Here is a 25510-nt window from a genome sequence, read left to right on the forward strand (position 1 = left end):
AGGAAGGTAACTTATGCGAATAGACCGTTTGACCAGCAAATTACAGCTGGCGTTATCCGACTCTCAATCCCTGGCCGTTGGTATGGATCATCCCGCCATCGAGCCTGCGCACCTGTTGCAAGCCCTGATCGATCAGCAAGGTGGTTCGATCAAGCCGCTGCTGATGCAGGTGGGCTTCGACGTCAACAGCCTGCGCAAGGCGTTGAGTAACGAGCTCGACCAGCTGCCGAAAATCCAGAACCCGACCGGCGACGTCAACATGTCGCAGGACCTGGCACGTCTGCTCAACCAGGCTGATCGCCTGGCCCAGCAAAAGGGCGACCAGTTCATCTCCAGCGAACTGGTGCTGCTCGCCGCCATGGACGAGAACAGCAAGCTCGGCAAGTTGCTGCTGAGCCAGGGCGTGACCAAGAAAGCCCTGGAAAACGCCATCAGCAACCTGCGTGGCGGTGAGGCGGTCAACGACCCCAATGCTGAGGAGTCGCGTCAGGCATTGGACAAGTACACCGTCGACCTGACCAAGCGTGCCGAAGACGGCAAGCTCGATCCGGTGATCGGCCGTGACGACGAAATCCGCCGCACCATTCAAGTGCTGCAACGCCGGACCAAAAACAACCCGGTGCTGATCGGTGAGCCTGGCGTGGGTAAAACCGCCATCGCCGAAGGCCTGGCCCAGCGCATCATCAACGGCGAAGTGCCGGACGGCCTCAAAGGCAAGCGTCTGCTGTCGCTGGATATGGGCGCGCTGATTGCCGGTGCCAAGTTCCGCGGTGAGTTTGAAGAGCGCCTCAAAGGCTTGCTCAATGAGCTGTCCAAGCAAGAAGGGCAGATCATTCTGTTCATCGACGAACTGCACACCATGGTCGGCGCCGGTAAAGGCGAAGGCTCCATGGACGCCGGCAACATGCTCAAGCCGGCCCTGGCCCGCGGTGAGCTGCACTGCGTGGGTGCCACGACCCTGAACGAGTACCGCCAGTACATCGAGAAAGACGCAGCCCTTGAGCGGCGCTTCCAGAAAGTGCTGGTAGAGGAGCCGAGCGAGGAAGACACCATCGCCATCCTGCGTGGCCTCAAAGAGCGTTATGAGGTTCACCACAAGGTGGCGATTACCGACGGCGCGATCATTGCCGCGGCCAAGCTCAGCTATCGTTACATTACTGACCGGCAGTTGCCGGACAAGGCTATCGACCTGGTCGACGAAGCAGCCAGCCGCATTCGTATGGAGATTGACTCCAAGCCCGAAGTGCTCGATCGCCTGGAGCGCCGCCTGATTCAGCTGAAAGTTGAATCCCAGGCGCTGAAGAAAGAAGAAGACGAGGCCGCAATCAAGCGTCTGGAAAAACTGACCGAAGAGATTGCCCGGCTGGAGCGTGAGTACGCTGACCTGGAAGAAATCTGGACCTCGGAAAAAGCCGAAGTGCAGGGCTCTGCGCAGATCCAGCAGAAAATCGAACAGTCGCGCCAGGAGCTGGAAAGCGCACGGCGTAAAGGCGACCTCAGCCGCATGGCCGAGCTGCAGTACGGGGTGATCCCGGACCTGGAGCGCAGCCTGCAGATGGTCGACCAGCACGGCAAGGCCGAGAACCAGTTGTTGCGTAACAAAGTGACTGAAGAGGAAATCGCCGAGGTCGTCTCCAAGTGGACCGGTATTCCGGTGGCCAAGATGCTTGAAGGCGAGCGGGAAAAACTGCTGAAGATGGAAAGTCTGCTGCACCAGCGTGTGATCGGTCAGGAAGAGGCTGTAGTTGCTGTTTCCAACGCCGTGCGTCGTTCGCGTGCCGGCTTGTCCGACCCGAACCGGCCAAGTGGTTCGTTCCTGTTCCTCGGCCCGACTGGTGTCGGTAAAACCGAGCTGTGCAAGGCCCTGGCCGAGTTCCTGTTCGATACCGAAGAGGCGATGGTGCGCATCGACATGTCCGAGTTCATGGAGAAACATTCCGTGGCGCGGTTGATCGGTGCTCCACCTGGCTACGTCGGTTACGAAGAGGGCGGCTACCTGACCGAAGCGGTACGGCGTAAGCCTTATGCCGTGGTGCTGCTCGACGAAGTCGAGAAGGCGCACCCGGATGTGTTCAACGTATTGCTGCAGGTACTTGAAGACGGTCGCCTGACGGACAGCCACGGACGTACGGTGGATTTCCGCAATACCGTGATCGTGATGACCTCCAACCTGGGCTCGGCGCAGATTCAGGAGCTGGTAGGTGATCGCGAGGCGCAACGGGCTGCGGTGATGGACGCGGTGGGTTCGCACTTCCGCCCCGAGTTCATCAACCGTATCGACGAAGTGGTGGTGTTCGAGCCTCTGGGCCGTGATCAGATCGCTGGCATCACCCAGATCCAGTTGGGCCGCCTGCGCAGCCGTCTGGCTGAGCGCGACCTGAGCCTGGAGCTGAGCGACGAAGCGCTGGATAAACTGATCTCCGTCGGTTACGACCCGGTCTACGGCGCACGGCCATTGAAACGGGCCATTCAGCGCTGGATCGAGAACCCTCTGGCGCAGTTGATCCTGTCCGGCAAGTTCCTGCCTGGCACCGGGATTACCGCCAAGGTGGAGGGCGAAGAAATCGTCTTCGCCTGATTTTTCCGGCGGTTACGCTAAGGCCTCGAATTTCGAGGCCTTTTTTCTTTGCATTTTTTCTCGAGTGCTTGTAAAGTGCGCCCCGCTGTATGTCACCCCGCAGGTTTCCAGCAAAATCGGGAATCTGAAAAAAAGTTGCAAATCAGTAAGTTGAATGCAAATTAAGGGTTGACAAGGGTTTTGAAGGTTGTAGAATAGCGCGCCTCAGAGACATGAACGCAGTGATGCACAAGGTCGAAGAGTTCGAAGCGGTAGTGATACAGTTTTCGAAATTGCAGTAATTGAAATTGATAGTTCCGCGATAGCTCAGTCGGTAGAGCAAATGACTGTTAATCATTGGGTCCCAGGTTCGAGTCCTGGTCGCGGAGCCAAATTTCAAACCGGGGTATAGCGCAGTCCGGTAGCGCGCCTGCTTTGGGAGCAGGATGTCAGGAGTTCGAATCCCCTTACCCCGACCATTTTTGGGTCGTTAGCTCAGTTGGTAGAGCAGTTGGCTTTTAACCAATTGGTCGTAGGTTCGAATCCTACACGACCCACCATTTTTGAATCCGGTACGCTGGGTTCAAATCTTAAAAGGTTGGAATGCCATTAGCATCCAGCCGTAAAAAAGGCGCCTTAATTGGTGCCTTTTTTTTACCGGGGTATAGCGCAGTCCGGTAGCGCGCCTGCTTTGGGAGCAGGATGTCAGGAGTTCGAATCCCCTTACCCCGACCATATTCAGAGAAAAGGGCACCTTGCAAAAGGTGCCCTTTTTTCGTTTCTGCAGCCCTGAATGTTGCCTGTTACTATCTGGCTACATTCTGCAAGGGAGCTGCCCAATGACCCTCAAAGCCTCCGTGTTCATCGCCACCAGCCTCGATGGGTTCATTGCCCGTGAAAGCGGTGAGCTGGACTGGTTGATGGTTGCTACCACCTCCAGCGACGACCATGGCTACGCCGCCTACATGGCGACAGTCGATACCCTGGTCATGGGGCGCAACACCTACGAGAAAGTCCTGACCTTTGGCGACTGGCCGTATCCGCACAAACGCGTTGTGGTGCTGAGCAGCACCCTGGGCCAGGCGGATGGCGTCGAAGTGCATCCCGGGCCGATTGCCGACCTGCTTGAGCATTTGCGCGCCACAGGCGCCAAGAGCCTGTACCTCGACGGTGGTCAGGTGGTGCAGAGCTTCTTGCGCGAAGGGCGGGTGGATGAACTGACGATTACCCGCATACCGGTATTGCTCGGCAAGGGCATTCCCCTGTTCGGGGCGTTGGCGGCGGATGTAAAGCTGCAGCATGTGCGCAGCACCACATTCGAGAATGGCTTTGTGCAGAGTACCTATCGGGTGCTCAAGTAACGGTGGGAGCAACTGTTTGCCTGTGGGAGCGGGCTTGCCCCGCGATTGCGGTGTGTCAGTCAAATCACAATCGCGGGGCAAGCCCCTCGCCCCCCCCCCCCCCCCCCCCCCCCCCCCCCCCCCCCCCCCCCCCCCCCCCCCCCCCCCCCCCCCCCCCCCCCCCCCCCCCCCCCCCCCCCCCCCAGCCCGGTATCAGTGCAGCTTCAGGCGCGGTTCGGTGCCACGGCCAATGCGGCTTCCCAACATCAGCATCAGCGTACGGAACGTGCCATACAGCGCCATCTGGTGCATGCGGTACAGCGACACGTAGAACATCCGCGCCAACCAGCCTTCAAGCATGACGCTGCCGGTCAGATTACCCATCAGGTTACCCACCGCCGAGAAGCGCGACAGCGATACCAGCGAGCCGTAGTCGCGGTAGGCGTAAGTCGGCAACGGCTTGCCTTCCAGGCGCGCCTTCAACGATTTGGCCAGCATTGACGCCTGCTGGTGAGCGGCCTGAGCCCGTGGCGGCACATTGCGGTCGCTACCCGGCTGAGGGCAGGCAGCGCAATCGCCAAAGGCAAAAATGTCGTCGTCCAGTGTGGTTTGCAGGGTAGGGCGAACCACCAGCTGGTTGATCCGGTTGGTTTCCAGACCGTCAATGTCCTTGAGGAAGCCAGGCGCGCGGATGCCCGCTGCCCAGACTTTGAGGCTGGCCGGAATTACATCGCCATTGCTGGTTTTAAGCTCGGTGGCCGTCACTTCACTGACCGAGGCATTGGTCATCACGGTGACACCGAGTTTTTCCAGGGTCTGGTGCACCGGTACGCTGATGCGTTCCGGCAGTGCCGGCAGTACCCGCGGACCTGCTTCGATCAGGGTGATGTGCATGTCCTTGGGCTGGATACGGTCCAGGCCATAGGCGGCCAGTTCGTGCGCCGCGTGGTGCAGCTCGGCGGCCAGCTCTACACCGGTAGCACCGGCACCGACAATCGCCACGCTGATGGTTTCGCTGGCCTGATCGCCGGCATGGGCGCGCAGGTAATGGTTGAGCAGTTGCTGGTGAAAACGCTCGGCTTGCTTGCGGGTATCGAGGAACAGGCAGTTCTGCGCGGCGCCAAGCGTGCCGAAGTCGTTGGTGTTGCTGCCGACGGCGACAACTAGGGTGTCGTACCCCAGGGTGCGCGCAGGCACAAGCTCACGGCCCTCTTCATCGAGGGTCGCGGCCAGCTGGATCTGCTTGCTCTCGCGGTCCAGGCCACTCATGCGCCCGAGCTGGAACTGGAAGTGATTCCACTTGGCCTGGGCCACGTAGTTCAGTTCGTCTTCCGAGGAGTTCAGCGAGCCGGCGGCAACTTCGTGCAGCAATGGCTTCCAGATGTGCGTCAGGTTGGCGTCGACCAGGGTGATGCTGGCGCTGCCCTTCTTGCCCAGGGTTTTACCCAGGCGGGTCGCCAGTTCCAGGCCGCCGGCGCCGCCGCCGACAATCACAATACGGTGAGTCATGGAGATATCTCATAAGGTTTACGGAATTCGGGTCATGAGTAATCGGCCGCTCAGGGCGGGCGGTTCGGGCGAGCGCAAGGCAGCTCATAGCACCAGGTTACTCAGGAGGCGGCTCAACAGACCGAGGCCAATGGTCACCAGCACCACCATGCAAAGGAGCAGCCACGGCCGGAAAGGCTTGCGCTCGACTTGATGCTGGGGGGCTTGCAGGTATTGATCGACACGACGTTGGTCTTCGGGATTCAGGCGGCTGGTCATGAGGGCCTCGTCAGGTAGACGCTTGTGACTGAAAAGAAGCTACAGGGTTCACTGTAGTTGTTTGAGCAGGGCCCAGGGTGCAGTCACGCAGCCGTCGCTATGACGAATGATTGCGCTTTGTATCACCGCCGCGCAATTTATGCCATTACGCGTTGGCAGGGGGCCAGCTCAAAGGCTGATGCCGACATCGAAAACAATGCTGCGGCCGAGGTTGCCGCGCAGAAAATCCGGGGCGTCCGGGTGAGCGAACAGCACGCGGGCGAAGGTCGGCCCGACCAGTGACAGCGAACGCCAACCCTGGCGCAGGTACTCGGTGGGCGGCGGGAAATGGCTGTTGAGGTCGAGCACTTCGCGCTTGAGGCTGGCGAAGGCGATGATATCCAGCTCGCTCAGGTCGAGCCCGCGCTCCTGATAGTTGTGCGACTTCTTGCGCAAGGTCGGGGCCAGGCGCTGCAGCAGCTCCTGGGCACTGATCCGCCGCGGCCGCGCTTCGCGCCGTACCAACTGGCTGAGGGAAAAGGCACTGCGCCGCCGTTGCAGTTCCTCGCGCCATTCGTCATTGAGCCGACGGCCTTCATCGAGGACGAAAAACACCTCGAAGGCAGCGTCACGAAACAAAACATCAGGCGGCTCTTGGCCGGCGGGGGTGAAATCCTCGCTGCGGTAAGGAATGTTCAAGCCTTGCAGCAGGCGCTGGCAGACCCAACGCTCACGTTCCCATTTACGGGCATTGGAAAGAAACGCATTGGCTTGTTCGGCCTGAATAGTGAGCAGGCGCAAGTAGTCTGAGTCGTCCATGGGGACAAGCTTAGCGTTCAATTGTGTCTACAGAAATAAAGTCGTTCACCAAGCGTGGGTTACAGCGCGCCAGGGCGCTGCACCGCCACTACTGCACTGACTCGGTCACCGTGACACGCGCACAGCCCTGATTGTTGCGGTAGAGGAGATTGCCCAGAACCGAGCCGCCCCCTACGTCGTTCACGTAGAAGAACAACGGGCCGTCTGCGTGAGCGGTAAAGCTGCTGTTGAAGATCCGGCCGCCTTCGACGGCAACCGCGTCAGGAGGGCAGCGCCAGGCGTTGGGCCACTCCTTGATCTGCACGTTCTCGCAGTGCTCGGCTGGCAAGGTATCGGTCGGCTTGATGGGCAACGCGTAACTGTCATCGCCGCTGGTACCCACGCGCACCATGGTTTGGAACCAGGGTTGGTCCGGGTGCCGACGTACAGAAGCTGAAACTGCCATCAGCCACGAAGTGGGAAACGCCAGCGGGCATTCGAAGCCGCCCGGGTTGGCTGGAATCTGCTTGTCACTCCAGCGCCACTGATCGGGCACTTGCATTTTCACCTGGTAGCTGCGGCCCTGCTGAACCTGGATGCCGGAGTAAGCACAGGGTGAGCGCGTGTCGAACCAGAAGGTCGTCTTGTCGCTGGCACTGACTCCTTGAACCTTGCATAAGGTTTCAGACATCGCAGCCGAGGTGGGCAGCAACAGGCCCAGTAGCATCGCCAGTACAGGAACAAAAAGGGCCGTAATGAAATGCTTGGGCATGACTCACTCCATTCCGGGAGCGCCAGGGTCGCTTGCGTTTGAGCATAGCCGAAAGCCAAACCCGGCGTGGCTCACAGCTTGAGGTGTAGACTGCCAGCAAAGTCTTGACTGAAGGGCTGTGCTGCCGTGATTGATGCTCAAGTGCTGTCTGACCACAGCCTGACCCTCGGCTGGGTCGGCTATGTCGTGCTGCTGGTATGGGCGGTGGCGCGTACGCGCTGGGTCGAGTTGTTCACTGATAGTCGCCGCCAGCACCTGCTGTTCGGCACGGTGTTCGCCCTGTTTGCGTTGTGGCTGGTGCGTCGCGACTTCGATAACGGGGTGTCTTACCACTTCATCGGCATGACCGCGGTCACCTTGCTGCTGGACTGGCCGCTGGCGATTGTCGGCGGATTGCTGGCGCAGGTCGGATTGATACTGATGGGGCGCCAGGACCTAGCGGCCATGGGCGTCAACGGCCTGTTGTTCATTGGCCTGCCGGTGCTGGTCACTGAGGTTTGCGCGATCCTCGTCGAGCGCGCGCAGCCGAAAAACCTGTTCGTTTATATCTTCTGTTCGGGATTTTTCGCCGCAGCCCTGGCGGCACTGCTGTGCTTGCTGATTGGGTTGGGTTTGCTGTGGTTCGACGGGCGCTTCGTGATGCCGGAATGGATCGAAGACTTTATCGGCTACCTGTGGCTGATCATTTTCCCCGAAGCCTTTATCAACGGCATGATCGTCAGCGCACTGGTAGTGTTTTGCCCGGAGTGGCTGGAAACCTTCAACCGCACCCGCTACCTGCAGGCGCCCTGGAAGGACGACGACTCCGGGCGCTGAGGATCAATGGTGGGCGCGTGGATCGAGCTCGCCGGAGAACAGTTCGTCTTCAGCATCCGGTGCGACCGGGATCTTGTGTTCTTCAGCGGCCCAGGCACCGAGGTCGATCAGCTTGCAGCGGTCGGAACAGAACGGCCGGAACGTGCTGGCAGCGTTCCATTCAACGGGGGCGCCACAGGTCGGGCATTCTACGGTCATCGGTTGGCTCATGCTTGGCCTCCTCGCAAAGTCAGATAAAAGTGATGCAGGCGGTCGACCTCCGAATGCAGCCAGGCCAGGTCGCGGTCGTTGACCAGTACATCGTGGGCGTGGCGCAGGCGCTCTTCGCGGCTGGCCTGGGCCTTGAGAATGGCCTGCACCTGTTCCGGGCTGGTCTGGTCGCGCAGCAGCGTGCGCTGCACCTGCAACTCCTGCGGGGCATCGATCACCAGCAGGCGCTGGGTGCGCTGATACTGGCCCGATTCAACCATCAGTGGCGAAACGAACACCGCGTAAGGCGACTCGGCCTTGGCCAGGTAACTGAAAATCTCCTGGCCGATCAACGGATGCAGCAGGGCTTCCAGCCAGCGCCGCTGTTCTGGATCGGAGAAAATCAGCTCGCGCAGGGCCGCCCGGTTCAGTTGGCCATCTTCCTGCAGCACGCCCGCACCGAAGCGCTCGACGATACTGGCCAGCGCCGGCCGCCCGGGCTCGACCACCCAGCGCGCGGCCTGATCGGCATCGACCAGGTGCACACCCAGTTCGACAAAGCGCTGGGCGGCTGCGCTCTTGCCACTGCCGATGCCGCCGGTGAGGCCGAGAATCCAGGGAGTGAAAGCAGCGGTGTTCATCACATTCCAGAAAAAATCAGGTAAGAAGTGGTTATTTGACCACCCCAGAGCAGTGCGATCCAGCCCGCGATGGCCAGATAGGGACCAAAGGGGATTGGCGTGCTGGCCTTGAGGCCGTTAACGCGCAGCAGAATCAGCCCGATCACCGCACCGAGCACCGACGACAGCAGCAACGTCAGCGGCAGAATCTGCCAGCCGCCCCAGGCTCCGATCAGCGCCAGCAACTTGAAGTCGCCATAGCCCATGCCCTCTTTGCCGGTGATGAGCTTGAACAGCCAGAACACCGACCACAGGCTCAAATAGCCGGCGACCGCCCCCCACAGGGCATCGGTCAAGGGCACGAACAGCTCGAATGCGTTGACGATAAGCCCCAGCCACAACAGCGGCAGCACCAGGCTGTCGGGCAATAGCCGGTGCTCGATGTCGATCAGGCTCAAAGCCAGCAGCCCCCAACTGAGCAGCATCAGCGCCAGCGCCGCGGTGTTGGCACCCAGATACCAGGCGACAAACACCGTCAATGCCGCGCAGCCCAGCTCTACCAGTGGATACCGGGCGCTGATGGCCGTGCGGCAATTGCTGCAGCGCCCGCGCAGTAGCAGGTAACTCAGTACCGGAATATTCTCCCAGGTCCGAATGCGATGCCCGCAGTGCGGACACTGTGAGGCTGGCAGGAACAGGTCGTAACGTTCAGGCGGGGCTTCACTGGGCAGATCCAGCACCTCGCGTGCTTCAGCCTGCCACTGCTGTTGCAGCATGACCGGCAGCCGGTGCACCAGCACGTTGAGAAAACTGCCGACGATCAACCCCAGAAGCAGAGCAATGCCCAGGTAAAATAGCGGCTGGCTGGCCAGCATATCCATCAGGTCCATGTTCAGATCACACTACCCAACTGAAAGATTGGCAGGTACATGGCGATCACCAGACTGCCTACCAGCAGCCCGAGAATCAGCACGATCAGAGGTTCGAGCAAACTGGCCAGGTTATCGAGCAAGCGTTCTATGGCGCTTTCATAATGGCTGGCGACTCTGCCGAGCATATCGTCCAGCGTACCGCCTGTCTCGCCAATGGCGCACATCTGTTGCATCAGCCGCGGAAACAAGCCGCTGCTGGCCATGGCCTGACTCAACGACTGGCCGCTGGCCAGATCCTTGCGCAGGCGCAATACCGCTTGCTCATACAACGGATTGCCACAAGCGCCCGCCACAGGCCCCAGCGCCTCCACCAGCGGCACACCCGCGGCAAATGAAGTGGACAGCGTGCGGGCAAAGCGGGCGAGGGCGGCATTGCTCAGCAGCTCACCGACAACCGGCAGCTTCAGCGCCAGGCCCAGGCACCACAAGCGAAACGCTGGCTGGCGCTGGTAACCCTGGTACAGGCCCCAGGCACTGCCGGCCACGCCCAGCAGCAACCAGACAACGTACTGCCCCAACCAGTCGGACAAACCAATCACTCGCCGTGTGAAAGCGGGTAGCTCTGCACCGAAACCACTGAACATCGTCTGAAACTGCGGCACCACCTCCAGCAGCAACAGGCTGGAGACACCGAGCCCGGTCAGCAGCACGACCAGTGGATACGTCATGGCCTTTTTCAGCCGTGAGCGCAGGGCCTGGCGTTGCTCCTGCAGGCTGGCGACCTGTTCAAGCACGCTTTCCAGGCTGCCGGACTGTTCGCCGGCGGCAATCAGATTGCAGTACAGCCCATCGAAATACCGAGGGTGTCGACGCAAAGCATCCGCCAGCGTGCTGCCGGCGCTGATATCGGTTTTCAGCGCGCCCAGCAGATTGATCAGTGCCGGATTGCTGCTGCTCTGAGCGATCACCTCAAACGCCTGCAACAGCGCCACGCCAGAGCAGATCAAACTGGCCAGCTGACGGCTGAACTGGCTCAGCTCGCGAGTGTTCAGCGTGCCCTGCTTGCGCCACAGTCCAGCCCGTACCCGCTCGACCCTTATAGGGCGAATACCGCGTTTGCGTAACTCGGCGCGCAGCAGGGTAGGGCTGCGCCCACGGCTCTCACCGCTGACCTGCGCCCCTTGCGCCGTGGTGCCTTGCCAGTTGTAACTATGGATTTTTCCGGTCATCGCGACATCCTTGCTGCGAGGCCTGCACAAACCCCGAAACAGCTTCGGGCCCGGTGCGGCGAGCAGGAGCGCCCGCCGCTCACTAGAGTAGTCGAGCCGGCATTGGCAAATGACCGGCACAGGGTGACAAAAGGTGTCTATTCGGGCCTACTGGCGCGCCTGTTGGCGGCCTGCCCTTGAGCGCTGCTGACCAGAACCGATTTTGCGAGGGAGAACGTCCATGAAAGGACAACGCGGCATTACCTTGATCGAACTGATGATCGTCGTGGCGATCATCGGCATCCTGGCGACCATCGCCTTGCCCATGTACACCAACCACCAGGTCCGGACCAAAGCGACTGCCGCCCTGGTCGAAATTTCCGCCCTGAAAACCCCGTTCGACTTGCGCATGAACGAAGGCAAAGACGTCACCGCCCTGGGCGGCCAGGCCACCACCGGCAATTGCACCATCACCGCCACCGGCACAGCTGCCACCGGCGCGGGCAGCATCGTCTGCACCCTGGTCGACGCCCCGGCCACCGCCCTGGGCAAAACCCTCACCCTGACCCGCTCGGCCACCGGCTGGACGTGCGCCAGCACCCTCGAAGAAGACCTCGCCCCAGCCGGCTGCAAGCCCGCTGAAAGTGCCCCGGTGAAGTGAGCAATAGCTGTTATTAAACAGTGATTTGCGTAAGCGATCCGGCAGTGGTAGCGTTGGTGCCACGCCGGTGTAGCTCAGTCGGTAGAGCAGCGCACTCGTAACGCGAAGGTCGCAGGTTCGATTCCTGTCTCCGGCACCAGATAATGGTTTCCAGAAGTATATGACTGTCTGCGAAATGCACCACAAAGCCCGCCTAGCGCGGGCTTTGTTGTTTCTGGTTGTCTTGTGTTGTCTCTGTGTATCTATTTGATTTAAGGAAACGATTGTGGGGGCTCGGTTAGATAAGGCGAAGTGGGTTCTCAATTGTTCTCTGTATCGTAGTCAAAAAGCCGGAGCGCAAATAACAAAAAAGCAATACGGAGCCCGTGATCAATGGGGTTGTTAGAAGTTTTTTATAAAGCTTCGGAAGCTTACTTATCTCTTTAGCATCAACCAGACCTCGTCGCGCGCTTAATGCAGGCATCAATAGTATAATGCCAATAATCCCGCCGCGCATGACCTTGCCGATTAGGCCGGCGCTTGAGTATGTACTGCTAATGGATTTTATATAAATGCAATTGGGTAGGTGCGCTTCAATGGTTTCAATGTATTTGTGTGCGATGAAGGCGATAGCGAAACACGTAATTATCATCGGTGCTAATATTAATCCGGCTATCAAGCCTATTGGGAACTCTGTCACTTTTTCACCTCGGTATAAAGAAATTCACCGAATCGCTCACCGCCCTATTTTCCTCTTCCTGTCCAGTCAGCTGCACCACTAACCACACCACAAGACTTACAGGAACTGATGTCTAATTTTCGTCTTCTCAATTTTTTATGATTTCAGGTATCGAATGTAGGATCCCACCACCATCATGGCCGCAAAAAATACAAAGCACAGCCCCCAAGAAATAAAAAGAATCAGCTTCAGTCGACGTGGAAATTGTCTTGCTTCGGTAATCTCCAAGATTCCTCTTCGACTACAAATTTCTGGCATGGCCAACACCAGCGTGAGGTAGCCGTTACGCATGGTTTTCCCTATAAAACCGGCATGGGACCACATGGAAATGTTGTCACCCACAAAGGTGCTTTTAGGTAAGTGTGACTCAGCTTTTTCAGTGTAGACGTGGATAATGTAGATTAACCATATTTCTGTAAGTATCAGGGGGACGCCGATAAAGAGACCAATCAGGCCAAGTGGTATTTTGTCCAATGTGTCGTTTTCCGATGAAGATATTCTCCCATAGTCACTCCTGGGCTATTCGCTGATAACACCAATAACCCCAGAATATAGAAAAATATTTCCAGGGGTTATTTACTCAAGGTAACTAATGTAGGCCCCTACCACCATGACGGCTGCTAGGAAAATAAAGCACAGTCCCCAAGAGATTAAAAGTATAAATTTTAGTCGGCGCGGAAACTGTCTTGCTTCGGTAATCTCCAATATTCCTCTTCGGCTGCAAATTTCTGGCATTGCCAACACCAGTGTGAGGTAGCCGTTACGCATGGTTTTTCCGATAAAGCCGGCATGGGACCACATGGAGATGTTGTTGCCTACAAATTTACTTGTAGGTAAGTAAGACTCAGCTTTATCAGTGTAAGTGATGATCATATAAGTTAGCCAGATTTCTAAGGCTATCATCGGGATGCCGATAAGCAAGGTTGTCAGGCCAAGTGATATATGGGGCATCTAGTAATTTTTCCATACAGAAGCTCGCTCATGAACTCTCCAGATTCCCCTCCCCAATGCTCCCCCGACAGCCCCTCCCATAGCAATAACTCTTGAGCTAAATTTTACTAGATAGTGATTTGCGTAATCGATCTGGCATTGGTCGTCTTGTATTGTCTCTGTGTTCTTACGCGATTCAAGAATAGGTTTAGGAATAGGGTGCAGGCATCTTTAAGTCTCATATATGTGTCGTAGAAACTCGGGTGAATTAGTAGGGTTGGTTCTCAATTTATCTTTGTAAAATAGTCTGAGGCTCGTAGTATTAATAATAAAATAAGTAATACAGAGCCCGTGATCAATGGGGCTATGAGGAGGTTTTTATAGATTCTCGGGAGGTTTTTTATTTCGTGAGCATCAACTAATCCTCTTTGTGCGCTTATGGTAGGCATCAATAATAGAGTGCCAATGATCCCGCCGCGCATAACCTTGCCGAGTAGGCCTGCATTTGAATATGTGTTGCTAATGGTTTTTATATAAGGACAATTGGGTAGGTGTTTTTCGATGGTGTCAACGTATTTGTGTGCAATGAAGGCGATGGCAAAACAGGTAAATATCATTGGTATTAATATTAGCCCGGCAATTAAGCCTATTGGGATGTTGGTCACTTTGTTACCTCGCCATAAAGAATTTCGCCGAACTTCTCACCACCCCATTTTCCTCCCTCTCCTCCTGCCCAGCCTCCAGCGGCGCCACCAACTACGCCACAAACCAGCGCACCTGGTCCCGTTGTAATACCTAGTATTAGTGAACAACCTGCCGTGGCCGCAAGGCCTCCGGCATAACCACCTATACTCGCCCCACCTAAACTACCTACTAACGAGCTTCCTTCTATATACTTTGCTTTCTTACACTGCTCCTCGCGACCTACGGTACATGCTTTATGAATAGAGAGTCCAGTGGACCCTACTTCAAGTGCAGTCCCTATATAGGTTCCTCTCCTAATCCACTTGGCCGCGTTTGCGACGCCAGACACCTTGTCAGCGTATCCCGAAATTTCTCCGGTAGCTATTCGTTGAAAGTCCGAGAAGTCTTCTGATCGAGCCTTCATTGCGTAGTCCTGATCCGAATGACGCTATGTTGCCAAGCTGCTTTTCAAGCTCCATGAACAGCACTGTTCGCTTTGCGTAGAAGGCGTCACGGTTTGTCAACTTGCCAGAGCCGAGGTGCTCCCGATAAAGACTTTCAATTTCCTGAAGCGTAGTTTTAATGGCTTCTAGATGTTTGCCCCATCCATCACTCGTGGCGCCTATCCCAATAGATGTGAAAGAGATAACTTGTTGCAAGAATTCGAAATTCTCTAGAAAAAAGTCGTCAGCCCCGACGCCGTTGAGCAACAAGCCCGTGTGCACCTCGCTGGCTTTGGCCATCAGGTAGGCTTCCTGGCTAGTACAGGATGGAGTAGTGGAGTCACCAATAATGACAAGCTCGCCCGCGAGGACAATGCCGCTTGCGATATGGTTATTGAGGACATTGAATTTGGCCTTTGAATTTCCAAAAAGCACAGTATTCGCTTTAAGAGAATCAAAAGTCTGTGTTCTGGAATTGATGAACGCTCGAGCTTCGGTCATGTCCTTGCCTCACGAATATCTCTTATTGCCGATTCGGTCCCATCCTCCGGTCAGGTTACCGCCAGCTGCGCCATCGCGGCGCTTCTGCTGTGTGTACGTGGTTTTTATGCGGCCGTAATTGAGCTGCACGATCTCATTGGGTACGCCGGAATTCGCGCTTTGGGCGTAGTCAGCGATGATTACTTCTTCCAGAACAACTTCGTAATACTTAATTTTTTCTGTGCCTGCCCGGCACAGTACGAGTTTCACCTCTTTGAAGTGTTGGCCTGCACAACTGGTCTCCATCAGTTTGCAACTGGCGCTGTCTAGGCATTTTGTGAAGGTAAAATTCCTCAGTGTAGTTCGCCCAGATGAGGCACCGCCGGCGGAGCTGGCCGTAGCCGAGGTGCTCTGGTGAGCACCAAAACTGTAGCCCGTGATTTCGATCCAATCACGGTATTTCTCATCCAAAGCCTCGCCTGGGATACCTTCAATTTTTATAAATGCGTCAAATGCCATGTGGCCTCTCCTTGGTCATTGAAATTGACAGTCACCGGGCGAGACTAGAACTCCATTGGAATCACTTCAATGGTTGAAAGGCCACGAAAGGAAGTTTGGGAAATGGACTACAAAGGGCTGGGAGGTTTTGAAGATTTGGATGCGGAAAGTTACAAATTTCTGAAGTTGTAGCTGAGATGGTTTATCCTCAATTCTTAACTTCGCGATTGGTGCCCGTTCCGTCTGGCGAACACTTCACCATCATCCCATGCGCCAAGTCCTGAACCAGCGCCTTGGCCATCCCGCTCAAGTAGTGGGCTGCACAGATCATCGATTCATCCTGCTCAAACAACATATGCTGGGTAAGTTTGTTTACACAGCTCATTAGCAGCGTCGCTTGCTCCAGAACAAACTCCGCACTGTGTCCGGGCTCAACCCGAAATAGTTGTTCAGCGGCATTCCCGCTCGCGCCTTCACCGAATACGCCGACGCCTGTCGTCTTGAAGCTTTCGTTCATCCGTTCCTCTCCTGGCATGCGCTACGCCCTGAGCGGCCAGCCTTGCTAGAGCAGGGCTGGCGCTAGTTTGTGGATATCTCAGTGCTGCAACTGAACTTTGCTCAAGGCCACTTCGACCAAGTGTCGGGCATTGTCGATTTCGTGCATGGAGGCCAAGGTCAGGACCTGGCATGAGGAGCTGGAATGAAGCAGGACTGTTTGCTGCGCCACGGTCATCGCGCAAACCAGATATTCGGAGATTTGAACGAGGATATCTTCGAGGGATTGATTGGAATGAAGCGGTGGGTCGGGGACAATCTTCAGCATGTGAACCTCTAGAGCCAGTAGGGCTGCTACAGACCTGCTGTCAAACAAGTAGGTGGCAGCTGTACGCGGGTTGACAGACCGAGGACTCTAGAACTCGGCGCACACGAGGTGCCCCACGTACAACCGCCATGAAGCGTGCACGTGCTCTAGAGGTCCTGAACGGCCTGTCAAAGCCGGTCGTTGAGTGCCAACGACCTGGCGAGACTAGAACGCTACCCAGGCCATCGCAATGGCTTACGCGCGGCGAAAGTATGATTCGGAAATGGACTACAGGGAATCAGGAAATTCTGAAGATTTGTTGCCCTGAAGCAGCCGTTTTGGTCGTTAATTGATCAAACTGTTCGCAACACTGGTGACCCTGCCAACGCGCAGGCCATCATAGAACATCAGCAGAACCTGCTCCGTTCAGGTGCTGCGCTACATACGAAGGGCAACTAATGCCCTCATTTTTTTGCTGGGGCGATGGATGAAACAAGGGCGGGTTTGGGCGCTGATGCTCATGTATGTGATCTTGACGGGCTGCGCCACCGCGCCACCCCGGGATCAGAACAATCTCTGCAATATCTTTCGCGAATACCCTGACTGGTACGAAGACTCGCTGGAGATGCAGCAGAAGTTCGGCACGCCGCAACACGTGGCGATGGCGATCATGAAGCAGGAAAGCAGTTTTGTTCACGATGCGCTGCCACCCCGCGATTACCTGCTGTGGATAATTCCGTGGGGGCGCGTCAGTTCTGCCTACGGTTATGCACAGGCGCAGGATCCGGTCTGGGGTGAGTACAAGGATCGCACCGGCAATGGCGGCTCGCGGGACAATTTCGATGACGCGATGATGTTTATCGGCTGGTACACCGATGGCACGCAAAAGCAGCTCGGGATTTCCAAGTGGGACGTCTACAACCAGTACCTGGCCTACCATGAGGGGCGCGGTGGTTTCAGTCGCGGTACCTATCGCAACAAGCCGTGGCTGATGCAGGTGGCGCGTAAAGTCGAGCAGCAGTCGAAGGTTTACAGTGCACAGCTCAAGCAGTGCCGGGCGGAGCTTGAGGATGATCGCGGCTGGTTTTGAGCCGGTCGTTGGTTGAATTGAGAGCAGGCGGTGCCAAGGAGGCCAGATGCCCGGTAATCACATCGTTTCCATTCTCCTGCATACCAAGGACTGGAGAGCCGCGACCGAGTGGTATGTGCAGGCCTTTCCTCAGGCGGTGCGGGTATTTCCTGATTCCGATGATTATGGGCAACTGCAGCTGGATGGCGTGGCGCTGGAAATTATCGATGGAGATGAGAAGGTCAGCAGTGGGGCGGCTGGGTCGGTGGTCTACTGGTCAGTCGAGGACCTGCGCCGGGAAGTGCAGCGCCTGGAGGGGATAGGCGGCGCGCTCTATCGCGGACCAGTGCAGATTGAGGGCGGGGAGTGGATCGCGCAGGTGCGTGATCCTTGGGGGAACTGCATAGGCTTGCGCCAACTTACGAGCTGAGACCAGCGTCTACCAGCCAAACAACTCACAGGCATTGCGCGTACTCACCTCAGCCAACCGCTCCACCTCAATCCCGATCACCGCTGCCAGCGCAGTAGCAATCTGCGGCAAATGCTCCGGACTGTTGCGCAACCCGGCATACATCACCGGCGCCATATCTGGCGCATCGGTTTCCAGCACCAGGCTTTCCAGCGGTAACTGAGGCAGCACCTTGTGCAAGCGCAGGGCTTGCGGCCAGGTAGCGGCGCCGCCAAGGCCCAGCTTGAACCCGAGCTTGTGATACTCGCGCGCTTCTTCAAAGCTCCCGGCAAATGCGTGAATGATGCCGCCACGCTGCAGCTTGTAACGCTTGAGCGTGGCAATCACCGCGGCATGACTACGGCGCACGTGGAGTAGGGCAGGCAAGTTGAAATCAACGGCCAGTTGCAGTTGCGCTTCGAACCAGTGCTGCTGGCGTTCGCGGTCCAGCTCCGGCAAGTAGTAGTCCAGACCGAATTCACCTACAGCGCACAGCTGGTGTTCGCCGCGCAGGCAGGTCAGCCAGTCGCCCAGTTCACGCAGGTGTTCCGGGCGGTGCTGGTCGAGGTAGACCGGGTGCAGGCCGAAGGCGGCGTACAGGTGCGGGTCGCTGCTGACCAGGTCCCACACCCGCTGCCAGTTGTCCTGGTACACCCCGAGCACCACCATGCGTTCGACACCCGCGGCCCTGGCGTTGGCCAGCAGGGCCGTGCGGTCAGGGTCGAAATCCGGAAAGTCCAGATGGGTGTGGGTGTCGATCAGGCGCATGCTCAGGCCTTGATGATTCGCTGTTTGAAGGTTCGACCTACGGCGTGTACGCCGGGTTCGTAGTGTTTGTCTTCAACCGCAGCCAGGGCCAGTTTCAGGGCGATTTCGGCCATCACGCCGTGTTGCTGGGCCATGGCGTTGACGGGCAACGGCAGGAAGTCGAGCAGCTGGTTGTCACCGAAGGTGCCCAGTTGCAGGCTGCGCGAGTCGGCCGGGCGCGCTTGCAGTACGTCGAACACGCCTTGCAGCAGGACGTAGGAGGTGGTGACCAGGGCATCCGGCAAGCCACCGAGTTCGGCTAGCAGTTCGGTCATCAGGCGCTGGCCGCATTCGCGGCTGAAAGCTTCACCCTGGTAGCGGCTGACCTTGCCGCTGAAGTCTTGCAGGGCTTCATCGAAACCGCCGGCACGCGCCTGGCTGACGCTGAGCTCTGGCCGCGCACCGATCAGGGCGATGTGCGCCGGTTTGGTGGCGAGCAGACTGCGGGTCAGTTGCAGGCTGGCGTTGCGGTCGTCGCTGACCACCGAGCAGAAATGCGCCGGGTCCAGGCTGCGGTCGATGGCGATGATCGGCAGGCCCTTGGCTTGCAGTTGGCGATAGCTGTCGTCACCGGCCGGCAGGCAGCTGGCGACAAACAGCGCATCGCAACGGCGGGCACGGAACAGCTGCTGCAACTGGCGCTCGCTCTCGGGCTGGTCGTCGCTGCTGGCGATCAGCAGTTGGTAACCTTTGGCCCGGGCGCCTTGTTCCAGTTGCTTGGCAATGCGTGCGTAGCTGGGGTTTTCCAGGTCCGGGAGAATGAACCCCAGGGTCTTGGTGTGACGGCTACGCAAGCCGGCGGCCTGCGGGTTGGGGGTGAAGCCATGAGCTTCGACCACCGCACGCACACGCTCCACCGTGCTGCTGCTGATGCGTTGCTGTTCGGCCTTGCCGTTGATGACATAGCTGGCAGTCGTTACGGACACACCGGCCAGTCGGGCGATATCGCTGAGTTTCACCGCAAATTCCTTGTTATACCGGGGCTGCTTGCACAGCCTGACCGGGAATTGTCGCCGATTCTGTGATCAGGGCGCAGACGACCATTGTCGCAATTGTCCGACAAGATGGGGCTTCATTGATCGAAGATTATCGAGTAACGTGCTCACAATTCCAGATTAAACGTTTCAGCAGGCGATTTTTCTGCCGAACCAACGCCTGCCGAGGGCCGAGTGCAACTGGCCCTATGCTGAAAAATTCACAACAATACCTCAGCACCGGCCTGGTGCTGCAAAGGAGAAGGTCATGCTCGAGCTCACTGTAGAGCAGATATCCATGGGCCAGTCGGCTGTGGATAAGTCGGCGGCGCTGCAGCTTTTAGCCGAGCACCTGGTCCGTGATGGCCTGGTCGCCGAGGGTTACCTGGCTGGCCTGCAAGCCCGCGAGGCGCAGGGGTCGACCTTTCTCGGCCAGGGTATTGCGATCCCTCATGGCACTCCGGAAACCCGCGATCAGGTGTTTACCACCGGCGTGCGCCTGTTGCAGTTCCCCGAGGGGGTGGACTGGGGCGATGGCCATAAGGTGTACCTGGCCATCGGTATCGCTGCACGCTCTGATGAACACCTGCGCCTGCTGCAACTGCTGACTCGCGCCCTGGGCGAAACCGACCTGGCCGAGGCATTGCGCCGCGCGAGTTCTGCCGAGGCCCTGCTCAAGTTGCTGCAAGGCGCCCCGCAGGAGCTGGCGCTGGATGCGCAGATGATCGGCCTGGGCGTCGCGGCGGAAGATTTCGACGAGTTGGTCTGGCGCGCTGCGCGGCTATTGCAGCGTGCCGACTGTGTCAGCGCCAGCTTCGCCGGGGTGTTGCAGCAGGTCGAGCCGCTGCCGCTGGGCGAAGGCCTGTGGTGGCTGCACAGCCAGCAGGCGGTGCGTCAGCCAGGGCTGGCCTTCGTCACTCCGCAACAACCGCTGCGTTATCGCGACCAGCCTCTGCACGGCGTGTTCTGTCTCGCTAGCCTGGGCGCCGCCCATCAGGCCTTGCTCGAACGCTTGTGTACGCTGCTGATCGAAGGCCGTGGCCAGGAGCTGTGCCGTGCCACCAACAGCCGTGCAGTGCTCGAAGTATTGGGCGGCGAGGTGCCGGCCGATTGGCCCAGCGTGCGTATCGGCCTGGCCAATGCCCATGGGCTGCATGCGCGGCCGGCCAAAGAGCTGGCGCAACTGGCCAAGGCGTTTGACGGTGAAATTCGTTTGCGTGTGGTCGACAGCGGCCAGGCGGCCGTTTCCGCCAAGAGCTTGAGCAAGCTGCTGAGCCTCGGTGCTCGCCGCGGTCAGGTGCTGGAAATCATTGCTGAGCCCAGTGTGGCTGCTGATGCGCTGCCGGCTTTGTTGGCGGCAATCGAGCAAGGCCTGGGCGAGGAAGTCGAAGCGTTGGCCGCTGTGGTCGAGGCCGCGCCTGAACTGCTTCCGGAGCCTGAGCTTCAGGCGCCATTGCCGGGTGCAGTGATTCAGGGCGTGGCGGCCGCGCCGGGGATCGCCAGCGGCCCGGCGCATATTCAGGTGCTGCGTGAGTTCGATTATCCACTGCGCGGTGAGTCGCTGCCGATCGAGCGTGAGCGTTTGCAGCAAGCACTGGCCGCGGTCAATGCCGAGATCGGCGCGCTGATCCAGCGCAGCCAGGCCAAGGCCATTGGCGAAATTTTCATCACCCATCAGGAAATGCTCGCCGACCCCGATCTGGCCGACGAAGTCGACCAGCGCCTGCGCCAGGGCGAAAGCGCTCCGGCGGCCTGGATGGCAGTGATCGACAATGCAGCGCGCCAGCAGGAGGCGCTGCACGACGCCTTGCTCGCCGAGCGCGCGGCCGATCTGCGCGACATCGGTCGGCGGGTGCTGGCCCAGCTCTGCGGTGAAGCGGATATCCCGGCGCCGGAGCAACCTTATGTGTTGGTAATGGAGGAGGTCGGTCCGTCGGATGTGGCCCGGCTCGACCCGGCGCGTGTCGCCGGGATTCTCACCGCCCGTGGTGGCGCCACCGCGCACAGTGCCATCGTCGCCCGCGCCCTGGGCATCCCAGCGGTGGTCGGTGCCGGCGATGCGGTGTTGCTGATTGCCTCGGGTACTGCGCTGTTGCTCGATGGCCAGCGCGGTCGCCTGCAGGTAGCGCCGCCCGCCGATGAACTGCAGCGCGCACTGGCCGAGCGTGATCGCCGCGAGCAACGTCTGCAACTGGCCCGCGCTCATCGTCTGGAGCCGGCGGTGACCCGTGACGGGCATGCCATTGAAGTGTTCGCCAACATTGGTGACAGCAAAGGCATCGAGGCGGTCGTCGATCACGGCGCCGAAGGGATCGGCCTGTTGCGCACCGAACTGATTTTCATGGCCCACCAGCAGCTCCCCGATGAAGCGCTGCAAGAGGGCGAGTACCGCCGTGTGCTCGACGGTCTCGACGGTCGGCCACTGGTGGTGCGCACGCTGGATGTGGGCGGCGACAAGCCGCTGCCTTACTGGCCGATTGCCAAGGAAGAGAACCCGTTCCTCGGTGTGCGTGGCATTCGTCTGACCCTGCAGCGCCCGCAGGTGATGGAGAGCCAGTTGCGCGCTTTGCTGCGTGCGGCGGATGACCGGCCGTTGCGGATCATGTTTCCCATGGTCGGTCAGCTGGAGGAGTGGCAACAGGCACGGGCGATGGTCGAGCGCCTGCGCGCAGAAATCAGTGTCAGCGACCTGCAACTGGGGATCATGATCGAGGTGCCGTCGGCAGCCTTGGTCGCGCCGGTGCTGGCCCGTGAAGTGGATTTCTTCAGCATCGGCACCAACGACCTGACCCAATACACCCTGGCCATCGACCGTGGCCATCCGAGCCTGTCGGCCCAGGCCGATGGCCTGCATCCGGCCGTGCTGCAACTGATCGACATGACCGTGCGTGCCGCCCATGCCCATGGCAAGTGGGTGGGCGTGTGCGGCGAACTGGCGGCGGATCCGCAAGCCGTTGCCGTGCTCCTGGGGCTGGGCGTCGATGAGCTGAGCGTTGCCGCGCGCAGCATCGCCGAGGTCAAGGCCCAGGTCCGCGAACTGAATTTTGAACACGCCCGGCAGCTTGCTCAGCAAGCACTGCTGCAGGGCAGTGCCAGCGCCGTCCGGGCGCTGGTGGAGAACGATTGAATGGCCAAGATACTCACCCTCACCCTCAACCCGGCGCTGGACCTGACGGTCAGCCTCGATGCGCTGCACAGCGGCCAGGTCAACCGCAGCCAGGCGCAGCACAGCCATGCGGCGGGCAAGGGCCTGAATGTCGCGCAGGTGCTGGCGGACCTTGGCCATAGCGTCACCGTCGGCGGTTTTCTCGGCGCCGATAATCTGCAGCCGTTCGAGGCCCTGATTGCCCGTCGCGGCTTTGCCGATTGCTTTGTCCGCGTGCCCGGTGAGACACGCTGCAATATCAAGCTGGTCGAAGCCGATGGCCGCGTGACCGACATCAACGGGCCAGGCCCGCAGGTCGATGAGCAGGCCTGTGAGCAACTGCTGGCCAAGCTCAGCTATATCGCGCCCGGCCATGATGCGGTGGTGGTGGCAGGCAGCCTGCCGCGCGGCCTCAGCCCGCAGTGGTTCCAGCAATTGCTGGATTCGCTCAAGGCCATGGGCCTGAAGGTTGCCCTGGACAGCAGCGGTGAAGCGCTGCGGGCCGGGCTGCAAAGTGCGCCCTGGCTGGTCAAGCCCAACACCGATGAGCTGGGCGAAGTGCTTGGCAGCACGGTGCACAGTTTTGCCGAACAACAGGCAGCGGCCCAGCACCTGATTGCCCAAGGTGTCGAGCACGTGGTGGTGTCCCAGGGCGAGCAGGGGGTCAACTGGTTTCAGCAGGGGAGTGCGCTCACTGCTGTGCCGCCTACGGTCAAGGTGGCCAGTACGGTCGGCGCTGGTGACTCATTGCTGGCGGGTATGGTTCATGGCCTGCTCAGCGCTACCGCACCGGAGCAAACCTTGCGCCTGGCTACCGCGATTGCCGCCCAGGCGGTGACCCAGATCGGTTTTGGCATCAACGACCGCACCCAGCTGGCGCACCTTGAGCACGACGTGCGCCTGCGCGAAGAACAACAAGAGGGTTGCAGATGAATATCGCCATCGTCACCGCCTGCCCCAACGGCCAGGTTTCCAGTGTGCTCAGTGCACGCCTGCTGGAAGCTGCGGCGCAGCGACTGGGCTGGAGCACCAGTGTTGAAGTGCATGATCCGCAGCAACCGCAACGGCAATTGTCGGCGGCGGTGATTGCTGCTGCCGACTGGGTGTTGGTGGTCAACAGCGGTCCGCTGGACTTGCAGCGCTTCGCCGGTAAGCGCCTGTTCCAGAGCACCCCGGCCCAGGCCTTGGGCGATGCCCAGCACTTTCTTTGTGAGGCTGCAGAAAAGGCCGAGGTTTATCAGCCGGTCAGCGAGGCGCTATCGACGCCCGCCGAGCGCAGCGCCAAAATCGTCGCCATCACCGCCTGCCCGACCGGCGTCGCGCACACCTTCATGGCTGCCGAAGCTCTGCAACAGGCTGCGCAGCAACTGGGTTACCAGCTTACGGTCGAGACCCAGGGCTCGGTCGGGGCGCGCAATCCACTGCCGCCTGCGGCAATCGCCGAGGCCGATGTGGTGCTGTTGGCGGCCGATATCGAGGTGCCCACCGAACGTTTTGCTGGCAAGCGCATTTATCGCTGCGGTACCGGTGTGGCCTTGAAACAGGCCCAGGCCACATTGAACAAAGCCCTGGCTGAAGGGCGCGAGGAGTCGGCCGCGCAAAGCGCCAATGTCGGCGCTACCCGCAGCGAGAAGACCGGGGTGTACAAGCACCTGCTCACAGGCGTCTCGTTCATGCTGCCGATGGTGGTGGCGGGCGGCTTGCTGATCGCCTTGTCCTTCGTGTTCGGGATTGAAGCCTACAAAGAGCCGGGCACCTTGCCAGCGGCGCTGATGCAGATCGGTGGTGATGCCGCGTTCAAACTTATGGTGCCGCTGCTCGCCGGTTATATCGCCTACTCGATTGCCGACCGTCCCGGGCTGGCGCCGGGAATGATTGGCGGCCTGCTGGCCAGCACCCTCGGGGCAGGCTTCATCGGAGGCATCGTTGCCGGCTTTCTCGCCGGTTACAGCGCCAAGGCAATCAGCCGCTGGGTACGCTTGCCCAGTAGCCTGGATGCCTTGAAGCCGATCCTGATCATTCCGTTGCTGGCCAGTTTGTTCACCGGTCTGGTGATGATTTATGTGGTCGGCAAACCGGTGGCGGGGATGCTCGAAGGGCTGACCGATTTTCTCGACAGCATGGGCACCACCAATGCGATTCTGCTCGGTGTGCTGCTTGGCGGGATGATGTGTGTGGACCTTGGCGGGCCGATCAACAAGGCCGCCTATGCCTTCTCGGTGGGCCTGCTGGCGTCGCAGAGCTACGCGCCGATGGCGGCGACCATGGCCGCCGGGATGGTGCCGCCGATTGGCCTGGGTATCGCCAGTTTCATCGCCCGGCGCAAGTTCGCCCAGAGCGAGCGCGAAGCCGGCAAGGCGGCCTTTGTGCTGGGCTTGTGCTTTATCTCGGAGGGGGCGATTCCGTTTGCCGCCAAGGATCCGCTGCGGGTGATTCCGGCGAGCATCGCCGGTGGTGCGTTGACCGGCGCACTGTCGATGTACTTCGGTTGCAAGCTGATGGCGCCCCATGGCGGGCTGTTCGTCATGCTCATTCCCAACGCCATCAACCATGCGCTGCTGTACCTGTTGGCGATCCTCGCCGGCAGCCTGCTGACGGCGCTGGTCTATGCCGTGCTCAAGCGCAGTGAAGTAGTGGAGCTGGCGGTACAGCCGGTCAAGGCCTGATCAGGGACGGCGGCGCGGGTGCTTCTTGCGCAGGGGCACCAGCAGTTCGCCGAGGCCGTTGTGGTCGATCTCGTGCATCAAGGCCAACAGTCCGCCAAGTTCACCCTTGGGAAAGCCCTGGCGGGCGAACCAGGCCAGGTAATGGCCCGGCAGGTCGGCGATCAGCCGGCCCTGGTATTTGCCGAACGGCATTTCGCGGGTGACCAGCAGTTCAAGCATCTCGGGATTCATGCAATGTGATTCTCAAAGGGACCTGTCGAACATACA

25 protein-coding genes, 5 tRNA genes and 1 pseudogene are annotated in these 25510 nt (G+C 59.2%); 14 read left to right on the forward strand and 17 right to left on the reverse strand.

The annotated features are described in order from the left end of the window. Positions 1-13: 13 nt before the first annotated feature. From clpB to ACO6VD_RS26485, 6 genes are all read left to right on the forward strand, one after another. A complete protein-coding gene (gene clpB / locus ACO6VD_RS26460; protein WP_422422805.1) occupies positions 14-2578 on the forward strand; it encodes an ATP-dependent chaperone ClpB in 2565 nt (854 codons plus the stop codon). A 295-nt stretch (positions 2579-2873) separates the two neighbouring features. Further along, positions 2874-2949, forward strand: a tRNA-Asn gene (locus ACO6VD_RS26465). A 10-nt stretch (positions 2950-2959) separates the two neighbouring features. Then, positions 2960-3036, forward strand: a tRNA-Pro gene (locus ACO6VD_RS26470). A gap of 5 nt (positions 3037-3041) precedes the next feature. Next, a tRNA-Lys gene (locus ACO6VD_RS26475) sits at positions 3042-3117 on the forward strand. A gap of 98 nt (positions 3118-3215) precedes the next feature. Continuing rightward, positions 3216-3292, forward strand: a tRNA-Pro gene (locus ACO6VD_RS26480). A 104-nt stretch (positions 3293-3396) separates the two neighbouring features. Next, positions 3397-3918, forward strand: coding sequence for a dihydrofolate reductase family protein (locus tag ACO6VD_RS26485; RefSeq protein ID WP_422422806.1), 522 nt, complete (start codon positions 3397-3399; stop codon positions 3916-3918). A gap of 192 nt (positions 3919-4110) precedes the next feature. Here the strand turns inward: ACO6VD_RS26485 and ACO6VD_RS26490 are convergent, their stop codons facing one another. From ACO6VD_RS26490 to ACO6VD_RS26505, 4 genes are all read right to left on the reverse strand, one after another. After that, positions 4111-5406, reverse strand: a complete 1296-nt coding sequence (locus ACO6VD_RS26490; protein WP_400169830.1) for an NAD(P)/FAD-dependent oxidoreductase — start codon at positions 5404-5406, stop codon at positions 4111-4113. 84 nt (positions 5407-5490) lie between these two features. After that, entirely contained in the window at positions 5491-5664 is a 174-nt protein-coding gene (locus tag ACO6VD_RS26495; protein WP_036989987.1) for a DUF3094 family protein, read from the reverse strand. A gap of 168 nt (positions 5665-5832) precedes the next feature. After that, positions 5833-6462: a DUF1780 domain-containing protein gene (locus ACO6VD_RS26500; protein ID WP_038606917.1), complete on the reverse strand. Its 630-nt coding sequence runs from the start codon at positions 6460-6462 to the stop codon at positions 5833-5835. An 88-nt stretch (positions 6463-6550) separates the two neighbouring features. Next, entirely contained in the window at positions 6551-7213 is a 663-nt protein-coding gene (locus tag ACO6VD_RS26505; protein WP_422422807.1) for a hypothetical protein, read from the reverse strand. A gap of 126 nt (positions 7214-7339) precedes the next feature. On the opposite strand from ACO6VD_RS26505, the gene ACO6VD_RS26510 reads away from it, so the two are divergent. Next, positions 7340-8029: an energy-coupling factor ABC transporter permease gene (locus ACO6VD_RS26510; protein ID WP_400169833.1), complete on the forward strand. Its 690-nt coding sequence runs from the start codon at positions 7340-7342 to the stop codon at positions 8027-8029. Positions 8030-8032: 3 nt separating this feature from the next. Here the strand turns inward: ACO6VD_RS26510 and yacG are convergent, their stop codons facing one another. Genes yacG through ACO6VD_RS26530 form a run of 4 tightly spaced genes read right to left on the reverse strand, consistent with a single transcriptional unit; the run spans position 8033 to position 10939 of the window. Beyond that, positions 8033-8239, reverse strand: coding sequence for a DNA gyrase inhibitor YacG (gene yacG / locus ACO6VD_RS26515; protein ID WP_038606928.1), 207 nt, complete (start codon positions 8237-8239; stop codon positions 8033-8035). Beyond that, positions 8236-8859 (reverse strand): dephospho-CoA kinase, encoded by a 624-nt coding sequence (gene coaE / locus ACO6VD_RS26520; protein ID WP_422422808.1) that lies wholly within the window; start codon positions 8857-8859, stop codon positions 8236-8238. The genes yacG and coaE overlap by 4 nt, the downstream gene beginning before the upstream one ends. Further along, entirely contained in the window at positions 8859-9728 is an 870-nt protein-coding gene (locus ACO6VD_RS26525; RefSeq protein ID WP_422422809.1) for a prepilin peptidase, read from the reverse strand. Before ACO6VD_RS26525 ends, coaE begins: the two co-directional genes overlap by 1 nt. 2 nt (positions 9729-9730) lie before the next feature. Next, complete coding sequence (locus ACO6VD_RS26530; RefSeq protein WP_422422810.1) at positions 9731-10939, reverse strand: type II secretion system F family protein; 1209 nt, start codon at positions 10937-10939, stop codon at positions 9731-9733. A gap of 220 nt (positions 10940-11159) precedes the next feature. On the opposite strand from ACO6VD_RS26530, the gene ACO6VD_RS26535 reads away from it, so the two are divergent. Both ACO6VD_RS26535 and ACO6VD_RS26540 read left to right on the forward strand, forming a co-directional pair. Beyond that, complete coding sequence (locus tag ACO6VD_RS26535) at positions 11160-11579, forward strand: pilin (RefSeq protein WP_422422811.1); 420 nt, start codon at positions 11160-11162, stop codon at positions 11577-11579. Between the two features lie 63 nt (positions 11580-11642). After that, positions 11643-11718 (forward strand) — tRNA-Thr (locus ACO6VD_RS26540). 675 nt (positions 11719-12393) lie between these two features. Here ACO6VD_RS26540 and ACO6VD_RS26545 read toward each other — a convergent pair. From ACO6VD_RS26545 to ACO6VD_RS26570, 6 genes and pseudogenes are all read right to left on the reverse strand, one after another. Next, positions 12394-12771 (reverse strand): hypothetical protein, encoded by a 378-nt coding sequence (locus tag ACO6VD_RS26545; RefSeq protein WP_422422812.1) that lies wholly within the window; start codon positions 12769-12771, stop codon positions 12394-12396. Positions 12772-12873: 102 nt separating this feature from the next. Next, the gene (locus ACO6VD_RS26550) at positions 12874-13248 is read right to left on the reverse strand and encodes a hypothetical protein (RefSeq protein WP_422422813.1); all 375 of its coding nucleotides are present in this window, start codon (positions 13246-13248) and stop codon (positions 12874-12876) included. A gap of 640 nt (positions 13249-13888) precedes the next feature. Further along, positions 13889-14855: pseudogene (locus ACO6VD_RS26555) on the reverse strand (hypothetical protein). A 9-nt stretch (positions 14856-14864) separates the two neighbouring features. Then, positions 14865-15353 carry an Hcp family type VI secretion system effector gene (locus ACO6VD_RS26560; RefSeq protein WP_422422814.1) on the reverse strand — a complete coding sequence of 163 codons (489 nt, stop codon included), beginning with the start codon at positions 15351-15353 and terminating at the stop codon, positions 14865-14867. 187 nt (positions 15354-15540) lie between these two features. Then, positions 15541-15849, reverse strand: coding sequence for a DUF3077 domain-containing protein (locus ACO6VD_RS26565; protein WP_422422815.1), 309 nt, complete (start codon positions 15847-15849; stop codon positions 15541-15543). Between the two features lie 78 nt (positions 15850-15927). Beyond that, positions 15928-16155: a hypothetical protein gene (locus ACO6VD_RS26570; RefSeq protein WP_400169864.1), complete on the reverse strand. Its 228-nt coding sequence runs from the start codon at positions 16153-16155 to the stop codon at positions 15928-15930. 466 nt (positions 16156-16621) lie between these two features. Between ACO6VD_RS26570 and ACO6VD_RS26575 the strand changes: the two genes are divergently transcribed. Together ACO6VD_RS26575 and ACO6VD_RS26580 are read left to right on the forward strand one after the other, a co-directional pair. Beyond that, on the forward strand, positions 16622-17224 hold the full coding sequence (locus ACO6VD_RS26575; RefSeq protein WP_422422816.1) for a hypothetical protein: 603 nt from the start codon (positions 16622-16624) through the stop codon (positions 17222-17224). 46 nt (positions 17225-17270) lie between these two features. Continuing rightward, positions 17271-17633, forward strand: coding sequence for a VOC family protein (locus tag ACO6VD_RS26580; protein ID WP_422422817.1), 363 nt, complete (start codon positions 17271-17273; stop codon positions 17631-17633). A 9-nt stretch (positions 17634-17642) separates the two neighbouring features. Here ACO6VD_RS26580 and ACO6VD_RS26585 read toward each other — a convergent pair whose 3' ends face one another. Together ACO6VD_RS26585 and cra are read right to left on the reverse strand one after the other, a co-directional pair. Next, on the reverse strand, positions 17643-18419 hold the full coding sequence (locus tag ACO6VD_RS26585) for a TatD family hydrolase (protein ID WP_422422818.1): 777 nt from the start codon (positions 18417-18419) through the stop codon (positions 17643-17645). Positions 18420-18421: 2 nt separating this feature from the next. Further along, on the reverse strand, positions 18422-19417 hold the full coding sequence (cra, locus tag ACO6VD_RS26590) for a catabolite repressor/activator (protein WP_400169868.1): 996 nt from the start codon (positions 19415-19417) through the stop codon (positions 18422-18424). Between the two features lie 283 nt (positions 19418-19700). Between cra and ptsP the strand changes: the two genes are divergently transcribed. Genes ptsP through ACO6VD_RS26605 form a run of 3 tightly spaced genes read left to right on the forward strand, consistent with a single transcriptional unit; the run spans position 19701 to position 25243 of the window. Continuing rightward, positions 19701-22559, forward strand: a complete 2859-nt coding sequence (gene ptsP, locus ACO6VD_RS26595) for a phosphoenolpyruvate--protein phosphotransferase (RefSeq protein ID WP_422422819.1) — start codon at positions 19701-19703, stop codon at positions 22557-22559. Beyond that, positions 22560-23510 (forward strand): 1-phosphofructokinase, encoded by a 951-nt coding sequence (pfkB, locus tag ACO6VD_RS26600; protein WP_422422820.1) that lies wholly within the window; start codon positions 22560-22562, stop codon positions 23508-23510. It begins immediately after the preceding gene. Beyond that, on the forward strand, positions 23507-25243 hold the full coding sequence (locus ACO6VD_RS26605) for a PTS fructose-like transporter subunit IIB (protein WP_422422821.1): 1737 nt from the start codon (positions 23507-23509) through the stop codon (positions 25241-25243). The genes pfkB and ACO6VD_RS26605 overlap by 4 nt, the downstream gene beginning before the upstream one ends. Here ACO6VD_RS26605 and ACO6VD_RS26610 read toward each other — a convergent pair whose 3' ends face one another. After that, a complete protein-coding gene (locus tag ACO6VD_RS26610) occupies positions 25244-25474 on the reverse strand; it encodes a DUF3820 family protein (RefSeq protein WP_400169872.1) in 231 nt (76 codons plus the stop codon). It lies immediately after the preceding gene. Between the last annotated feature and the right edge of the window lie 36 nt (positions 25475-25510).

Source organism: Pseudomonas sp. GZD-222 (assembly GCF_049310525.1).
Classification (GTDB): domain Bacteria; phylum Pseudomonadota; class Gammaproteobacteria; order Pseudomonadales; family Pseudomonadaceae; genus Aquipseudomonas.

What these genes read in the sequence shown, in the direction of transcription:
- ACO6VD_RS26580 (WP_422422817.1), top strand. Translation starts at nt 17,271, where the DNA reads ATGCCCGGTAATCACATCGTTTCCATTCTCCTGCATACCAAGGACTGG.
- ACO6VD_RS26610 (WP_400169872.1), bottom strand. Translation starts at nt 25,474, where the DNA reads ATGAATCCCGAGATGCTTGAACTGCTGGTCACCCGCGAAATGCCGTTC.
- ptsP (WP_422422819.1), top strand. Translation starts at nt 19,701, where the DNA reads ATGCTCGAGCTCACTGTAGAGCAGATATCCATGGGCCAGTCGGCTGTG.
- ACO6VD_RS26535 (WP_422422811.1), top strand. Translation starts at nt 11,160, where the DNA reads ATGAAAGGACAACGCGGCATTACCTTGATCGAACTGATGATCGTCGTG.
- ACO6VD_RS26490 (WP_400169830.1), bottom strand. Translation starts at nt 5,406, where the DNA reads ATGACTCACCGTATTGTGATTGTCGGCGGCGGCGCCGGCGGCCTGGAA.
- ACO6VD_RS26525 (WP_422422809.1), bottom strand. Translation starts at nt 9,728, where the DNA reads ATGGACCTGATGGATATGCTGGCCAGCCAGCCGCTATTTTACCTGGGC.
- ACO6VD_RS26485 (WP_422422806.1), top strand. Translation starts at nt 3,397, where the DNA reads ATGACCCTCAAAGCCTCCGTGTTCATCGCCACCAGCCTCGATGGGTTC.
- ACO6VD_RS26550 (WP_422422813.1), bottom strand. Translation starts at nt 13,248, where the DNA reads ATGCCCCATATATCACTTGGCCTGACAACCTTGCTTATCGGCATCCCG.
- ACO6VD_RS26500 (WP_038606917.1), bottom strand. Translation starts at nt 6,462, where the DNA reads ATGGACGACTCAGACTACTTGCGCCTGCTCACTATTCAGGCCGAACAA.
- ACO6VD_RS26495 (WP_036989987.1), bottom strand. Translation starts at nt 5,664, where the DNA reads ATGACCAGCCGCCTGAATCCCGAAGACCAACGTCGTGTCGATCAATAC.
- clpB (WP_422422805.1), top strand. Translation starts at nt 14, where the DNA reads ATGCGAATAGACCGTTTGACCAGCAAATTACAGCTGGCGTTATCCGAC.
- ACO6VD_RS26570 (WP_400169864.1), bottom strand. Translation starts at nt 16,155, where the DNA reads ATGCTGAAGATTGTCCCCGACCCACCGCTTCATTCCAATCAATCCCTC.
- coaE (WP_422422808.1), bottom strand. Translation starts at nt 8,859, where the DNA reads ATGAACACCGCTGCTTTCACTCCCTGGATTCTCGGCCTCACCGGCGGC.
- ACO6VD_RS26560 (WP_422422814.1), bottom strand. Translation starts at nt 15,353, where the DNA reads ATGGCATTTGACGCATTTATAAAAATTGAAGGTATCCCAGGCGAGGCT.
- pfkB (WP_422422820.1), top strand. Translation starts at nt 22,560, where the DNA reads ATGGCCAAGATACTCACCCTCACCCTCAACCCGGCGCTGGACCTGACG.
- ACO6VD_RS26585 (WP_422422818.1), bottom strand. Translation starts at nt 18,419, where the DNA reads ATGCGCCTGATCGACACCCACACCCATCTGGACTTTCCGGATTTCGAC.
- yacG (WP_038606928.1), bottom strand. Translation starts at nt 8,239, where the DNA reads ATGAGCCAACCGATGACCGTAGAATGCCCGACCTGTGGCGCCCCCGTT.
- ACO6VD_RS26575 (WP_422422816.1), top strand. Translation starts at nt 16,622, where the DNA reads ATGAAACAAGGGCGGGTTTGGGCGCTGATGCTCATGTATGTGATCTTG.
- ACO6VD_RS26530 (WP_422422810.1), bottom strand. Translation starts at nt 10,939, where the DNA reads ATGACCGGAAAAATCCATAGTTACAACTGGCAAGGCACCACGGCGCAA.
- ACO6VD_RS26565 (WP_422422815.1), bottom strand. Translation starts at nt 15,849, where the DNA reads ATGAACGAAAGCTTCAAGACGACAGGCGTCGGCGTATTCGGTGAAGGC.
- ACO6VD_RS26605 (WP_422422821.1), top strand. Translation starts at nt 23,507, where the DNA reads ATGAATATCGCCATCGTCACCGCCTGCCCCAACGGCCAGGTTTCCAGT.
- ACO6VD_RS26505 (WP_422422807.1), bottom strand. Translation starts at nt 7,213, where the DNA reads ATGCCCAAGCATTTCATTACGGCCCTTTTTGTTCCTGTACTGGCGATG.